Source organism: Priestia sp. 179-F W1.4 NHS, from assembly GCF_045369295.1.
Classification (GTDB): domain Bacteria; phylum Bacillota; class Bacilli; order Bacillales; family Bacillaceae_H; genus Priestia; species Priestia zanthoxyli.
Genome location: NZ_JBIQFF010000001.1, coordinates 1,755,186 through 1,771,204, shown reverse-complemented (window position 1 = coordinate 1,771,204; position 16,019 = coordinate 1,755,186). Strand labels below are relative to the sequence as shown.

Genomic DNA, 16,019 nt, shown 5'->3' with positions numbered 1-16,019 from the left:
AAAAAAACACCGGAAGCTTTGGGGTCAGTCCCTTGCTCCGGTGCTTTTCTTATTTATGCTGTAGCTTTGTAAACGAATGTTTGTGCGGCTTTGCATGTAACTTTCCCTTTGTCCATTGAATCCCTCTGTATAAATAGTACGAGCACCAAAAAACTGCTGGGACGATAAGTACATATGCGACGATACTATTTGTAAAGAAAGAAGAATCTATGGAACGAAGCAATCGATAGGTCTCATTTAAAATACATATATGCACGACATAAATGCCAACTGAATTTTTCCCAACCTTTGAGAAAAACGAGTTTTTGCCAAGACTTGGACTGCTTAATACGAATAAAAACAATGATGCCGATAAAAAAATCGTAGAAATAAAATAGTCTCCGGGCTTGCTGTGCTGGATATTGACCAACCAGTAGCGCTCGGCGATCTCTAACGCTGAAAACACAAAAAAGCTGGCTAAATAAATCATGGGCCTTACGTTTAATACTGACAGAATTTGCTTACCATAAAGGGCAAACATAGCTCCTAATACTGTATAGAACAAACCAAAGAACAGGGCATCTCTCGTTTGAAAAGAAAGTGGAAAAAATAAAGAATAAGACTGTCCAAATAACCCAGTTACATATAATACGGTGCTGATAAGCATTAATAAACCGATCTTTTTCCATCTTTGAAATAAGAAAACGATGACAACAGCCCAAATTAACGCAATCAAGTACCAAAGCTGAAATCCGCTTGTGTCACTTCCATAATAAAAGATATCTTTGAATGTGATGGATGATGTTAAATAATCAGCTACTGCATCTTTTCGCTCTGCTAATGTTCCGTGGTTCTGAAATAAGCGCAGAACTACACCAAACAATAAATAAAAGATGAACCAACATGCATAAAGCTTTGAAATATTCCACGTGTATTTTTTTAAGTATGCAGAAGGTTTTGGATGTTTTTGAATTTTATTCGTAAACAAATACCCTGATACAATAAAGAAAAAAGGAACCGCGAATCGTGCAAATGTGTCAACAATGACATCTAGCACATTTTCCTGGTTCCCTAAAAAGAAATCGTCATGTGATGGGTTAACATGAATACAAACCACAAACACTGTAGCAAAAAACTTAATAAAATCAATTGAATAATTACGTTCCATCTTGTTGTCAGCTCCTTAAAATAAACTCGAGCTCTATTTTAGCATAATTATCCAAACGAAAAAGACATTTTGGTAAAATTAACCTTATAGTCATGGAAAAATTTTCTTAACTTCCAATATTCTAGTCTTGTTTACTTGTATGATGTCTTTCAATATTCCAAATAAATGATTCCAAAGAACTACAAAACAAAAAAACAGATTACCGGTAACCTGTTTTTTAAATTAACATTTTCCATGCAAACTTATTATCTTGTTTAATATCGATTTCTTTTTCATGCAAAGCCTGCACATGCTGTTTAATTTGTTTGAGAAACAGCATTACTTCCCCACTTGATAAGACAGCTGAGTTGAGAGATAACGAATGTTTTTTAGCAATTTTTAATTCCTCCGTTTCCACCGAAATACTCACGTGGCGAAATAAGTGCCAAGGGTAGTAAACTGTTTTAAAAGATTTTGAGAAATAAATTCCTTTAGAACAAACGGTAATCCCTTCGGTTTTTTGAAGAGGATATGTATTTAAATGAGCTACAATTTTTTCTTTTGCAGGTAAATAGAGCCTGTTTCGCATTTCTTTTTCAACTTCTTCACATAGTTGTCCTTCTACCGACAACACATCTTTTGGATCAGGTGTTTGATGAATTTGAAAAGATGAACAAATAGAAGTTAATTCTTTTGAGGATACACACGGATATATATAGTCTTGACACATATATTCATGAGAATGAGTGCGAATAAATTTCTTGATTTTTTTTAATAGAGATACTAGCTTTCTAGCTGAGTAATCGTTTTGATTAACTTGAAATTTCTCCACGTCATTAAAACAGATCATTTCTTCTTTTCGAATGGTAATGGATTGAATGTTAGCGAACTCTTCCCATAACATTTTTCCTTTTTTCATCCCTCTGCTTTTCCAATAAATTCCCTTATTTGTAAAGCAAATTCCTCTTTTATCTAGGCCTGCTATAAAAGAGCTGTGTAAATACGCAATTATTTTTTCTTGGGGCTGAAACTGAAAGTATTTGCTAGCCATTTTTTTGTAGAAACTAGGTATTTGCATTACATAAAATTGACTTTCTCTATAGATTAAGCATAAGTCAGTCAAATAATTAGTTTTCAGCGTCGCCACGCTCTCACTTCCTTTTTGAGTGTAAATAACCGTACCCATTTTTTTCTATTACTTTATAAACGTTTTTTGATGAAAAAAGTTTCAACTTTTTTTGTTTTTTATGAAAAAGCTTTAAATTGAAGCATTCCTTTCATCTAGGAGGTTATCTAATTACTCACTTATTCAATAATCTTATTTTAAACGTTCCCTACTTAATTAAGAAACTAAACCAGATAATAGCAATGCTTACCTGCTTTATCCAAATCGTCCCCTGTGAACAAAAATAAACCGCAGCGTTAAAACGCGATGCGGTTTGTTTTTTAAGCTAAATAAGCTTCTTTTATTTTTTCATTGTGAATTAATTCCGGTCCTTTTCCTTGCAAAATAATTTCTCCCGTTTGAATCACGTAGCCTCGGTGCGCGATTTGCAGTGCTTGATAAGCGTTTTGTTCAACGAGTAAAATGGTCATTCCGCTTTTATTTAATTCCATAATGATTTCAAATATTTGTTCTACAATGATGGGAGCAAGCCCCATAGAAGGTTCATCTAGCATAAGCATAGAAGGGTTCATCATAAGCGCTCGCCCGATAGCTAGCATTTGCTGCTCACCGCCGCTCATCGTTCCTCCTTTTTGAGTCAGCCTTTCTTTTAATTTCGGAAAATATGTGAATACTCTAGCCATATTTTCTTCTATTATTTTTTTATTAGAAAGTGAGAAGGCTCCAATCGTTAAATTTTCTTTTACCGTCATCTTAGGGAAAATTTTTCTTCCTTCTGGTACGTGAGCTATTCCTAGCCGGGCCGTTTGGTGAGGAGGGAATTTCGTGATGTGGGTGCCTTTATACACGATACTACCTGCTTTGACAGGAGCTTGACCGCTAATGGACTTTAGTGTGGTAGATTTACCGGCTCCATTGCTTCCAATAAGAGTCACAATTTCTCCTTCTTCTACATCAATCGTTATTCCTTTAAGCGCTTGAATTCCTCCGTAAAAGGTGTCAACTTCAGTTAACTTTAATAGAGTCATGTGCTTTTCTCCTTCCTTTCTATCTCCTCTGCCGCTCCTTTTCCTAAATAGGCTTCGATCACTTTCGGGTGCGTACGGATATGTTCAGCATTTCCTTCTGCAATTTTTATTCCATGATCTAATACAATAATATGATCAGAAATTTCCATGACGAGCTTCATGTCATGCTCAATTAATAAAATGGTTATTTCCCGGTCTCTTCGTATCGTGTGAATAAGATCCGTCAGCTCTTTTGTTTCACGCGGATTCATACCAGCAGCCGGTTCGTCTAATAATAACAGTGAGGGTCTAGTAGCTAACGCTCTCGCAATTTCGAGTCGACGCTGCGCTCCATATGATAAGTTAGTGGCTACTTCGTTATATAAAGCTTCTAGCCCAACGTATTCCAACAGCTTATACGCTTCTTTTTTAGCTGTTTTTTCCGCTCTTCTTGCTCGAGGTAAATTCAACAGCGTTTCAAAAGTGGTTGCTTTCAAATGGTTGTGCATCCCAACTAACACATTTTCTAAAACCGTTATATTACTAAACAACCTGATGTTTTGAAATGTCCGAGAAATCCCTTGTTTTGATACGCTGTGAGGTTTTAGCCCTGTTATGGATTGACCATTTAACATAATATCACCTGAGGTTGGCTGATAAACACCTGTCACCATATTAAAAAACGTGGTCTTTCCAGCGCCGTTTGGTCCTATTACAGCTGTTATTGAATTTTTTTGAATATCCATTGTTACGTCTTGATTGGCAACTAAACCGCCAAAGGTCTTGGTTACATTTTTCACTTCTAAAATAGACAATTTCTTTCACCTCTATAGATTGACGTTTTTCTTAGCCGTTGAAATCACAGGCTGTATTTCTTCTTCAGCTTCTTCTTTCAGCTCTTTCAAATCGAACGTAGGCTGTTTAGCAGGAAGCAATCCCTGAGACCTGTATAGAGCAAATAAAATAAGAAGTCCGCCAAAGATAAATCGCTGCATTTTAGCTGGCGAAAGTGCATCCGGTATAGAGATAACTCCGTTTAAGCTCAGCTGATTAAACCAATCCGTGAGCTCCGTTAATACTTGAAGATTAAGAATGGTTACAACCGCTGCTCCAAGTATGACGCCCGGAACGCTCCCCATTCCTCCTAAAATAACCATCACTAAAATCGTAATAGATTCTAACAGCGTAAAGCTGGTTGGATCGACAAACGTTTGCTTCGCGGCAAAAACAACTCCCATCATGCCTGAAAATGATGCACCAATAGCAAACGCAAGCAGCTTTGTTCTAACAAGGTGAATTCCCATCGCTTGAGCGGCAATTTCATTTTCACGAACCGCTTTCCACGATCGTCCTACTTTAGAATATTCAAATCGCCGTACAATAAAAATAACCGCAGCTAAGATGACTAATACTACATAATAGAACTGACTTGGATATACTAAATTAATCCCAAAAATAGAAGGCGGCGTCACGGAGGACAGCCCCATTGCCCCGTTTGTAATATTGATCGGTTTATCCAAATTGTTAAACACAATTCGAATAATTTCCCCGAATCCAAGCGTAACGATAGCTAGATAGTCTCCTTTTACGCGCAGCACAGGTATACCAAGCAAAACTCCAAATAAAGCGGCTATTAGGCACCCTGCAATAATAAAAAACCAAAAGCTTTCTCCTGATAATGGGTACGTACCAAAAGGCATAAAATTAGCAGCTTGATTAGTCGCGAAAATTCCATACGTGTAAGCCCCAACTGCAAAGAAAGCAACAAATCCCAAATCCAATAATCCGGCCAATCCGACTACAATGTTCAACCCAAGTGCCATAGCAACATAAATGCCTACTAGCGTAGATACTTCCATATATGATTCATAAGCAGGGCCTTGGCTAGCTGAAAAAGGAAGCAGCACAATTAAAATGACCCCTGCTATTAGCCATTTTAATTTAGTAGAAAGAGACATAAAGTACAGAAGTAATAATGAAAATAAAAGAAGTAAAAATGCGACGACGGACTTTTGGGCAAGCATTAAACTACCGCTTGTTGCAATTACATATATAAAAAATAAAATGATTTGCGCCTTTTTGTTTCCTTCAAGCCTACTCATTAATTTTTTCATCGTCATCACCTACACTTTTTCTGTAACGGCTTTTCCAAATAAGCCTTCTGGTTTAAAAATTAACACCAAAATCAAAATAGCAAATGCAAATACATCTTTATACTCTGCTCCTAAAACATTGCCGGTAATTGTTGATAAATTCGCAGCTGCAAACATTTCAAGAATGCCAAGCATTAGCCCTCCAAACATTGCGCCTCTTATATTGCCTATTCCTCCTAAAACTGCTGCTGTAAAAGCCTTTAATCCTAATATGAAACCAATGTAAGGGTCAATTGTTCCGTAATGAAGCGCAAATAACACGCCGGTTGCTCCCCCTAAAGCCGAACCAATAAAAAAAGTAAGAGAAATAACTTTGTTTACATTAATGGACATGAGTGAAGCCGTATCGGAATCTTGAGCTACGGCTCTCATTGCCATTCCCCATTTGGTTCGATTGACGAAAATTTCGAGTCCGATCATTAAGCAAAGAGCAACAATTAACACTACGATAAACGTTACTTTAAATGTAGCATCATCAAATGATGATGAAAGAGAAGAAGCGTTAACCGATACTTTTCCTGAAAATAAAGCAGGGGTATTAACAATATAATTACCATTCTTAAGTTCCGTAATGAAGCGCACAAAATCCTGTAATAGAAACGACATTCCGATAGCTGTAATAAGTGTAATCAGTTTAGAAGACTTGCGCAGGGGGCGATAAGCCACTCTTTCAATTCCCATACCAAGAAACCCAGTCGCAATACTCGTAATAAGAAGAACTAAAATTAACGTCACAACAGCTGGAAAAGCTGCAATCCAACCTACGCCTGTTAATCCTATTAAAATAGCGGTTCCGATAAAGGCCCCTGACATAAAAATTTCGCCGTGTGCAAAATTGATGAGTTCTAAAATGCCATATACCATCGTATAACCTAGGGCAATAATTGCATATACAGCTCCTAATGTTAGTCCGTCGATTAACACTTGCGGCAGTGTTTGTATAATATGAGCAAACATATAACCTCGTCCCTTTCGTCCTATAAAATCAATTTTAAGAAAAGAAAGGTACGGAACATCCATACCTTTCTTTTCTAAGGTTTACTGTGAGATTTCCCCTTCTAATTTAGCTGGGTATGAAGGAGCGTCAAACTTATAGATAAAGATTTTAGCGTATTTATTGTCTCCTTTCTCATCAAATCCTACCTGCGTAAGTTCTCCTTTGTATTCTTTAATACCTCGTACGGCATCACGCACTGCTTCATGAGAAGGAAGCTTTTTATCATTGTCTTCAATTGCTTTTTGAATACCTTGAAGCATAACCTTCATGGAATCATACCCGTATACAGAATATGACTCTACTTTTTTATTGAATTTCTTCTCATAATCTTTAGCAAATTGCGTCTTGGAAGCATCGCCTGCTACTGATGTAAGATACGTATCTTTTACAGCATCTCCAGCAATATCAACCAAAGTTGATGAGTCTAAGCCGTCTCCTCCCATAAACTTAGCGGTAATTCCTTTGTCACGAGCTTGTTTAATTAAAAGTCCGCCTTCTGCATAGAGACCACCAAAATAAACAAGATCCGGCTTTTCTTTAGAGACTTGATTTAACACACCGTTAAAATCTTTTTCTCCAACTGTAATTCCTTCAAATCCAACAATTTTTGCCCCTTCTTTTTCAGCCGCTGTTTTAAAAGCGTCTGCAAGCCCTTGTCCGTAGGCTGTTTTATCTTGAATGACAAAAATATTTTTTGCTTTTAACTCTTTAACAGCATATTTCGCTCCTGCAGGCCCTTGGAAGTCATCACGGGCTACAATGCGGTTAACTGTTTTTAACTTTCGGTCTGTTAGATCCGTTGCTGTACTTGCAGGAGAAATCATTGGAATTGAGTATTTCTCATACGTTTCAGATGAAGGAATGGTAACCCCTGAATTTAAATGTCCTATTACGCCATAGACAGCTTTGTCTGATCCGATTAACTGAGCGTTTGCTACGCCTTTTTTAGGATCGCCTTGGTCGTCATACGGCACAAGCTGAAGTTTATATCCTAATTTTTTAAACGTATCTTTTTCTTCATCAAGAGCTAGCTGAGCTCCCAGTTTGATCGCTTCACCTAACGTTGCACTACCTCCTGACAAAGGGCTTTGCGTAGCAATTTTAATAACATTGCTGCCTTTATCTTCTCCTGATGTACTGTTGCTGCCACAGCCAGCTACAAATCCTACTGATAAGACCGTTGTTGCTAAAATGGATAACATTTTTTTACTTAGCATGTAGTAATCGTTATAAAACGCGTAATAGCGGCTAGTCTTTTATAACGATTTTCCCTCCCTTTGTTCGCGTCTAGAACGCTTTCTATCTTTTCGGCAAATGTCATTTCTGAAAACGGTAAAAAAGCTTGCTGTTTATGTACACTGATTGTCACATCCTTTCATAATAGATTCACTCTCCTATACAGAGAGAAACTAATAAAAGTAAAATTATAGTCATTTTTTACTATTATAAAAGGATAAACAGCACTATTTTACCAAACTTGTCAGTAATAATGACACGTATTTTTATAATTTTCTTAATTTTATAAAAATAATTTTAATTATATTCACTTGGTTTTTGCGATATACTCCTTGGCCGTATATATAACAAAAAAGCATGTCACCATAAGGAAACATGCCTTGTAACTATTCAACCTAAAAAAGGTTGAGACATAACGAAATGAATCTAACCGAAAGACGGACAAATGAGATACATGGGCTGGCCGGCTTATGACACCGCAGTTGATTTCTGTGCAGGGCTTCGCTTTCCGCGGGCGGCCGCTGAGCCTCCTCGTCGCTTGTGCTCCTGCGGGGTCTCCGCCTTGCCCTGCAATCAACTACTAGAAGGAAAGAAACAAATAAAACGATAGACATCATCACAAAAAACAAAAAAAACGAACCACTCATTAAATATGTTGATGAGTGGTTCGTTTTTCACTTAGGCTAAACTACTTTTGTCCCAGCCTCTTTTTATGACCCTTTGTTTTCCGCTTCTCCCCGAGTTTAACTATTGTTTCGTAATGCCTGTGATCCCTCTTCCCCTGTTCGGATCTTAATCGCATTTTTTAATTCATAGATAAATATTTTCCCATCTCCAGGCTGACCTGTATTTAGTACTTTTCTTGCTTTATCAACAACGTCGGATACGGGAACTTCGCAGACCACAATTTCCACTTTAATTCGGGCGTGCATATTGTCTTGTTTTTTGACGCCCCTGTAAAGTTCCGTAATGCCTTTTTGCAATCCGCATCCTAACGCATCTGTAACCGTAATACCGCTCACGCCAATTTTTGCTAGTTCTTGCTTAAGCTCTTCAAACTTTGAAGGGCGCGTAATAATTTCAATTTTTGTTAAAACATCACTCACTGTGCCCACCCCTTTTACATATTCGATTCGTGATACGCTCTTTCACCGTGCAGCGTAATATCAAGCCCGAGCGTTTCTTCTTCTTGTGTTGCGCGTAGAGATACTACCAACCCAACCACTTTAACAATAATGAAGGTAGCGATGCCGACAAATAGATACGTTGCTACGATAGCCACCAGCTGTTTCCATAGTAGACTTGGATCTCCGTAGAATAAACCATTCGCGCCGGCATCATTTACAGAAGTTGTGGCAAATAAACCCGTTGCGATACCTCCCCATGTTCCCCCAATACCGTGAAGACCAAATGCATCTAACGCATCGTCGTAACCGATTTTCTTTTTAAGTGAGAAGATACCCCAGAAACAAACTGCTCCGCCGATAAAACCAATTACAATAGAAGCAAACGGTGTAACGAATCCACAAGCTGGTGTAATAGCTACAAGTCCAGCAATCGCTCCCGAAACGGCTCCAAGAAGCGTAGGCTTTTTATTAATAATCCACTCTACTACAAGCCAGCCGATAATTCCTGTTGCTGCCGCTGTATTCGTGTTAATGAAAGCCGTCATTGCAACGCTGTTAATAGTTAAGGAACTTCCAACGTTAAATCCAAACCACCCGAACCAAATCAGCATTCCGCCTAAAAGAGTTAGCGGTAAATTGTGAGGTGCTGCAGCATCGGCATTTTTTCGTTTTCCAACAACAAGAGCTAGAATTAATCCTGCTACACCTGATGAAATGTGAACGACGTTTCCGCCAGCAAAGTCAATAGCTCCTAGTTCACGAAGCCATCCGCCAACTCCCCAAACCCAGTGTGCAACGGGTGCATATACAAATAATGACCATAGGATAGCAAATAAGATAAATGCTGAAAACTTCATGCGCTCTGCAAAAGCACCAGAGATAATAGCTACTGTTAACACAGCAAATGTTAGTTGAAACATCATAAACATGTTATGCGGGATCGTTGCACTGTAGTCCCCGTTTGGAGTGAATCCAACGCCTTTTAATCCCACCCAGTCCAAGTTTCCAATAAAAGCATTGCCACCGGTCGAAAATGCTAGAGAATAGCCAGCTACTATCCAAAGAACAGATATGACAGCTAAGGAACCTACGCTATACATCGCGGTACTTAACATGTTTTTACTTCGAACCATGCCTCCGTAAAACAATGCAATAGCTGGTGTCATAATCCAAACCAATAATGCCGAAAAAAACATAAATACTGAATCGCCCATTTGCATGATGATTTCCCCCTTAAGTACGAATAAATAACCCCTAAATTCAATGTTAGATTATATAACATATCTCGTTATGTTTACTATCATATTTGATTTATATGTATTTAGCAACTACTTTTTGCAAATTTATTCAGAAAACTTTTGTTTTTAAAACTCTTTTCTTTTTGTTATTTATTCTTCTATGTACACAGAAGCTGCAATATTATTTGTGTGTGTTAGAATTTCTGACATAAAAAATCCTCTTCTACTCCAAGAAGAGGATTTTTTTTACAAATACATATATACACCTGGTCCTAAAGGAATACCGAATACAGCAAAAACAATCAACATTACAATCCAAATTCCTAAGAAGGCTAAAGTATAAGGAAGCATAAGTGAAATGATGGTTCCAAGTCCTGCTTTCGGCTCGTATTCTTTCATAAAGGCTAAAATGACAATCATGTATGGATTTAAAGGAGTGATTACATTCGTAGACGAATCCGCTATTCGGTAAGCTGCTTGAATAAATCCAGGATTGTATCCTAACAGCATGAATAATGGAATAAAAATAGGTGCTTCTAGTGCCCATTGAGCAGAGCCGCTAAAAATAAGAAGGCTTAGAACCACAGTTAAAAATACAAAACCAACCACAACTGGAAGTCCAGTTAGATTTAGTGCTTTTAATGCATCCGCTCCTTCTACTGCAATCCACGTTCCAATATTAGTCCAATTAAAGTAAGCAATAAATTGAGCGGCGGCAAAAATAAGGACAATATAGCTAGCCATATCTTTCATCGAATCAGTCATATAAGCAGGTATATCTCTAGAACTTTTGATTTTCCCTACTGTTATTCCATAAACAGAGCCAACTACCACAAAAAACAGCAGCGTAATCGGAATGATACCATCTAAAAAAGGAGATGGAACAATTCCGCCGTCTTCATTTCGTAGAGGAGAGTTGGGCCAAAATAAGAAAACAGCTAGTACAACGACATAAATACATGTAGCAACGATACTGTTTTTTAATCCTTTTGCTTCTACCTCACTGATTTCACCAAAATCATTGCGTTTTTTCCCTTTATAATTACCCAGTCTAGGTTCTACAATCTTTTCAGTGACGATCGCTCCTATAATAGTTAAAACGAATACAGAAGCCGCCATGAAGTACCAGTTCGCTGCAGGACTGACAGCAGCGCTTGGGTCGATTGTTTTAGCAGCTTCAGTAGAAATACCTGATAACAATCCGTCGGTTCCGGATATAATAAGATTCGCTGTAAAGCCTGATCCCACCCCAGCAAATCCTGCTGCTAATCCAGCAAGCGGGTGTCTTCCTACTGTATAAAATATCATTGCGGCAAGCGGAGGCACGATGACAAAAGCAGCATCTGCGGCTAAGTTGGCCATAATCCCTGTAAAAATGATGGCGTATGTAATAAGAGCTTTTGGAGCATTTAAAATCGTTTTCTTTATGGCCACTTCAAGCAGACCTACTTTTTCTGCAAGTCCGACTCCAAGCATCATAGCAAGTACAAGTCCTAGGGGCTTAAATTCAGTGAAATTGTTCAGCATCGATGTTAAGATATACTGAATGCCTTCATGCGACAACAAACTTTTAATTGGAAGAGTCTTATTAGTACCCGGATGGACCACTGTTACTCCCATACTATTAATAGCAACAGACGCTGATACGATAATAAGCGCTAAGCATACAAACAAAATAAAAGGATCGGGTAGTTTGTTTCCGAATGCTTCTACTCTTCCTAATAGTTTGTCTAGTAAGGTTGTTGGATGTGATTTTTGCTCTGTTTGCAAATTAGGTTGTGCCATACTTTCTCTCCCTTTTCTTTTAGATTCTTTTTGTTTTTTTCCTTTTAATTACCAAAAAGACTATTAGTACATAATAATCTGAATATTTATATTATTCAAGTATTATTTTTAAGGAATTTTTATTTATCTATTAAAACTAATAGCATTTAGATAAATAGAAAGCCAGAAGATATCTTTTGAATCGACAATCAAAAATAACAAAAAGCTCTCCGTTTGAAGAGAGCTTTTTGTTATTTCGCTATACTAGATGGGGCAGACTCTTTTCCTGACTCGTTAACAGCTGTTACATAATAACGAGACTGAGATGCGTCGGAGTCGGCAAAGCTTTTTCGCTCAAATTCCGAAACGCTGCCAATATGGACAAATGTTCCGCCTGGGTTCTTTTTATAAATTCGGTAACCGATAATATTGCCTTCTCGTACCGCGTACCACGTAAGCAAATTACCGCTCATCTTTACATGTGTGGGAGTTTGTGGTGCAGTTGCTTCACGCTCCAATTCTTTTGCTTGGTCAGCTTTTAGTTCTGTATATACAACTAACCTCTCTTGATGGGTTCCTTCTGCACGGTCAAACGTGCCTGTACACGTAATTAGATTTAAATTACGTTTGTTGCTGTACCCAAAAATTTCGTTTAAAGGTGCCTTATCTCGCGGATAGCTTTTTGTACGTTTAACAACAAAGGTAAGCGTGGTCCCCTGTGCATCTCTTACGGTAATTTCATCGTCTTTTTTTAAGTTTTTTAGATTGTAAAAGACGGCAGGGCCGGTTTTACTGTCTACGTGTCCTGCTAGTACAGCATTTCCTTTTACGCCAGGTTTAGCTCCTGGTTCAAACCAAGCAACTCCATTTTCTGTAGATGGCGCTGCCATTTCACCGCTGTCTAATAACCCTACTTGTTCAATTGAAGCCTCCACATGAATAGCTGGAATGGACACTTTTGCAGGAATAATTCCTTTGAATTCTTTGTTTAACTGTTTGGCTTCTGTTTTATGCTTTTTTAATACAGCAAATTCCTCTTCAAGCGTTACCCGGCTTTTTAAATCCTTTGATTGTGCTTCTTTTTCTTTTTGCTTAGCTGCATTCTGTTGCTTCATTTCTTTTGCTTCTACCATTTGTTCTTTAAAATATAGTCCGCCGCTAACAAGCAGGACTAAACTTAATATACAGTAGGCGAGAACAATCGCTTTTTTCACATCGTCACCTCGTTTCACAGCTGTTTATAAAAAAGAAGAGAGAACAACCTCTCTTCTTTTTTTAGGACTCTTGACTTGTAATTCATAAGGAAAAGGAGAAAAAATATTATTTGCTTACTGGTTTCTTGCGTAAAATAACTCCAGCTGTTAATACAGCTAACGAACCTAGTGCAACATAGATCGCTGTTAGTGGGTTCATCGTTGATTCAGATGCCCCGCCCATACCTGTTTTCGGCATATCTGTTGGCATAGCTGTCTCAGCAAACTTATCGGGATTTTGTTTTACAATCGCTTCACCTAAAGCTTGGCCGACACCAAACATTAATTTATACCCTTCACGGTACGTATCATAACTTCCAGCGTAGTCGCCGGATGCATATTGCTCAAATGTTTTAATAACCGTATCTTCATGTGCTTTTATCGCTGCCTGTGCGTCTGCAGTTGGAAGGTTTCCATCTGTTGCTGTTCCTAAGAATGCACCAAATTCTTGCGCGAATTTATGGAGCTTGTCTTTAGCAGCTTTTTCTCCTGCTTCATCGCCTTTTACTTGTGCACTTACTAGTTCAGCTTGGGCATTGATGTGATCTCCTTGCCAAATTTCTTCGAATTGTGCAGCCCCTTCATCGCCATATACTGAACCGATTGCAGCTTTAAAATCTGCTGTGTTAGCATTTTCTAACCAGCTAACATAGTCGTAATCTTTTGAACCGTTGAACCCTTTTTCCATTCCCATTGTTGCTAAAGCAAAATGTTCTGCTGCTAAGCTATTTAATGAAGAACGTAAATCTGCTGCTGGTGTATCTACTTTGGTATTGTCGAATTTATCGGGCATTTGCGTTACGATTGCATTTGATAACGCTTTACTAATGGCAAACATTTGCTGATATCCTTCGCGGTATGTTTTAGCGGCCGCTTCGTAGTCACCTGCTACATAATCTTCAAATGTTTCTTTTACTTGGTCTTCATGTACGCGAAGCGCTTCTTTTGCTGCATCTTCAGGTAGTTTGCCTTCCGTAGCAGTACTTAAGAACTTAGCAAATTCATTTACGAATTGATTTACTTCTTTATCTACTTCAACCATGGCTTCTTTGTCATTTTCTTTTGTTGCTTTTACAAAATCATCTGTGTAATTGTTATGTTCTCTGAAAATTCTTTCAAATTCAGATGCTCCTTTATCACCATAGACAGACGCAATAGCAGGCTCCATGTCAACGGCATTTTGGTCCAATGCTTTAAACGCAGCGTCAGCGTCTTTAGAACCGTCATAGGCTGTTGTCATAGCGGCAACGGCAAGCGTAAAGTGTTCAGATAATAAGTAGTCTAAGTTCGCTCGTAAATCTGCAGCTTTTGTTACTGCCGTTGGTTGTGCTTCCTCTGCGTTTGCAATTGTGGGCATCAATAGTGAAGCTCCTAGTACAGGGATCATTAACTTTTTGCTTAATTTCATCATTTTCCACTCTCCTCATTTTTAGTTGATGTACGCTACTTTTTTCATTCTTACTACATCTTAAATCATTAAATAGATTGAACGTTTTGAATATTCTTTATATTTTACCTTCATGTTCTCCCGTATTTAATGACTCTTTTTAGGAAGTATTCTCTTTCTATCTACTAAACGATTGGCGAATGACCTTGGATCACTTTTTTAAAACTTTTTTAAGATGTCATTTTCATCAAGAATTCCTTCCCTTTCTACTTATCTAACGAACGCTTTGTTCAGCTAGATCACTTTTTTAAAAATTATTTTAAATTCAAAAGAAAAAGAAAGGTTTCTAAAGGAAACCTTTCTTTTTCTCTTTACTTATTTAAAAAATTCCACATCACGCTGTTTACTTCTTGAGGCTTTTCATGCTGAGGGGCATGAGATGCTTCAGCTAATCGGTGAACAGATATGTTTGGCACATACTCTTCAATACCATCTAAGTTTTCAGGCATAAAAGTAGGATCTTGATTTCCCCAAATAATTTGTACCGGGATGTTTAACACTTCTTCTTCTAACGGAAACAAAGATTTTCTTCGAAGGTCTTCTTCCGTGAAAATCTTTAAATTGCGGTAATAACTTAGCATGGACAGCACAGAGCCATTTTTCCAAGAGTTCATGTATGCTTGAACATCATCAGCTGTTAGGTATCCTTTTTTTACACCTGGGTCGATCACAAGCTTACGCAAACCTGAGAAGTTGTCTCGTTCCATATAGTCCTGTGCTTCTTGTTTTTGAAACCATTTCATATACTCACTTGCTTTTTGCTGATTTTTATTTGTTCTAAGCTCACGCATAAATGTATAAGGGTGCGGACCGTTAAAAGCAATTAATTTTTGTACATATTCCGGGTAGCGATAAGCGAATGTCCATCCGATTCCTGCTCCCCAGTCGTGTACAACTAGCGTGCAGGAGCTATATCCTAGGCCTTCAATCACTTGGCGAATATCTTCTACTAATACATCAATCTCGTATGATTTTAGTCCGCTTGGCTTTTCAGATAAGTTATATCCTCTTAAGTCCAGAGCAACTGTGTGAAAATCATTAGAAAATTCATCTATCTGGTGTCGCCAAATATGCGAAAAGTCAGGAAACCCATGAAGAAATAGCATAAGCTCTCCTTGTCCCTTGCTTATGTAGTGCAAATTAACGCCATTTACGTTTATATACTGTTTGCTCATTGTTCATTTCCTCCTTTTATGTAGCTGTAGAGCAGTATAACGCTGTAAAAAATGAACGTCAATTCATTTGCTTCGTTCACTTCTTTTTAGTTCTTTTTATGAATATAGTTAATTATTTAGAGTGGATTTTTTTGAAGGAGTGATTAACAATGGCTCATATCTATTCAAAGGGCTGGTTTGTTCAGCAGTTAAAAGCGGCCAATATATCTAAAATCGATGGAAGAAAGCTAGAAAGTTATAAAACCTACATTCTTCGTAATTTACATGCTGAGCTTATAGAACAAGGTAAAATCAACGGCTAAAAGAGGTTGAGACATAACGAAATGAAACCTACGTTTGTCCTAATAAAAAAACGAACCACTAATCAAAA

14 protein-coding genes are annotated in these 16,019 nt (G+C 37.8%); 1 reads left to right on the top strand and 13 read right to left on the bottom strand.

Translation table 11 applies throughout. From position 1 onward, the window contains the following. Nucleotides 1–49: 49 nt before the first annotated feature. The 13 genes from ACH0CI_RS09625 to ACH0CI_RS09565 form a co-directional block, all read right to left on the bottom strand. Nucleotides 50–1,147: an acyltransferase gene (locus ACH0CI_RS09625; RefSeq protein WP_154973683.1), complete on the bottom strand. Its 1,098-nt coding sequence runs from the start codon at nucleotides 1,145–1,147 to the stop codon at nucleotides 50–52. A gap of 217 nt (nucleotides 1,148–1,364) precedes the next feature. Next, on the bottom strand, nucleotides 1,365–2,273 hold the full coding sequence (locus ACH0CI_RS09620; RefSeq protein WP_335707252.1) for a hypothetical protein: 909 nt from the start codon (nucleotides 2,271–2,273) through the stop codon (nucleotides 1,365–1,367). A 299-nt stretch (nucleotides 2,274–2,572) separates the two neighbouring features. After that, a complete protein-coding gene (locus ACH0CI_RS09615) occupies nucleotides 2,573–3,280 on the bottom strand; it encodes an ABC transporter ATP-binding protein (protein ID WP_335708046.1) in 708 nt (235 codons plus the stop codon). After that, entirely contained in the window at nucleotides 3,277–4,074 is a 798-nt protein-coding gene (locus tag ACH0CI_RS09610; protein WP_335708045.1) for an ABC transporter ATP-binding protein, read from the bottom strand. Before ACH0CI_RS09610 ends, ACH0CI_RS09615 begins: the two co-directional genes overlap by 4 nt. Nucleotides 4,075–4,086: 12 nt before the next feature. Then, nucleotides 4,087–5,373, bottom strand: coding sequence for a branched-chain amino acid ABC transporter permease (locus ACH0CI_RS09605; protein ID WP_033579415.1), 1,287 nt, complete (start codon nucleotides 5,371–5,373; stop codon nucleotides 4,087–4,089). Between the two features lie 9 nt (nucleotides 5,374–5,382). Next, complete coding sequence (locus tag ACH0CI_RS09600) at nucleotides 5,383–6,369, bottom strand: branched-chain amino acid ABC transporter permease (RefSeq protein WP_406901315.1); 987 nt, start codon at nucleotides 6,367–6,369, stop codon at nucleotides 5,383–5,385. Nucleotides 6,370–6,450: 81 nt separating this feature from the next. After that, on the bottom strand, nucleotides 6,451–7,626 hold the full coding sequence (locus ACH0CI_RS09595) for a branched-chain amino acid ABC transporter substrate-binding protein (protein ID WP_406901314.1): 1,176 nt from the start codon (nucleotides 7,624–7,626) through the stop codon (nucleotides 6,451–6,453). 762 nt (nucleotides 7,627–8,388) lie between these two features. Further along, complete coding sequence (locus tag ACH0CI_RS09590) at nucleotides 8,389–8,751, bottom strand: P-II family nitrogen regulator (protein ID WP_013057611.1); 363 nt, start codon at nucleotides 8,749–8,751, stop codon at nucleotides 8,389–8,391. 14 nt (nucleotides 8,752–8,765) lie between these two features. Then, nucleotides 8,766–9,992 (bottom strand): ammonium transporter, encoded by a 1,227-nt coding sequence (locus ACH0CI_RS09585; protein ID WP_028412855.1) that lies wholly within the window; start codon nucleotides 9,990–9,992, stop codon nucleotides 8,766–8,768. Nucleotides 9,993–10,256: 264 nt separating this feature from the next. Then, the gene (locus ACH0CI_RS09580) at nucleotides 10,257–11,795 is read right to left on the bottom strand and encodes an AbgT family transporter (RefSeq protein ID WP_406901313.1); all 1,539 of its coding nucleotides are present in this window, start codon (nucleotides 11,793–11,795) and stop codon (nucleotides 10,257–10,259) included. 230 nt (nucleotides 11,796–12,025) lie between these two features. Next, complete coding sequence (locus ACH0CI_RS09575; protein ID WP_335707033.1) at nucleotides 12,026–12,988, bottom strand: class F sortase; 963 nt, start codon at nucleotides 12,986–12,988, stop codon at nucleotides 12,026–12,028. Nucleotides 12,989–13,094: 106 nt separating this feature from the next. Next, entirely contained in the window at nucleotides 13,095–14,438 is a 1,344-nt protein-coding gene (locus tag ACH0CI_RS09570; RefSeq protein ID WP_406901312.1) for a copper amine oxidase, read from the bottom strand. 347 nt (nucleotides 14,439–14,785) lie between these two features. Next, nucleotides 14,786–15,649, bottom strand: coding sequence for an alpha/beta fold hydrolase (locus tag ACH0CI_RS09565; protein WP_406901311.1), 864 nt, complete (start codon nucleotides 15,647–15,649; stop codon nucleotides 14,786–14,788). A 149-nt stretch (nucleotides 15,650–15,798) separates the two neighbouring features. Here ACH0CI_RS09565 and ACH0CI_RS09560 point away from each other — a divergent pair, with 149 nt between their 5' ends. Next, nucleotides 15,799–15,951: a YflJ family protein gene (locus tag ACH0CI_RS09560; protein WP_080743170.1), complete on the top strand. Its 153-nt coding sequence runs from the start codon at nucleotides 15,799–15,801 to the stop codon at nucleotides 15,949–15,951. The last annotated feature ends 68 nt before the right edge of the window (nucleotides 15,952–16,019 follow it).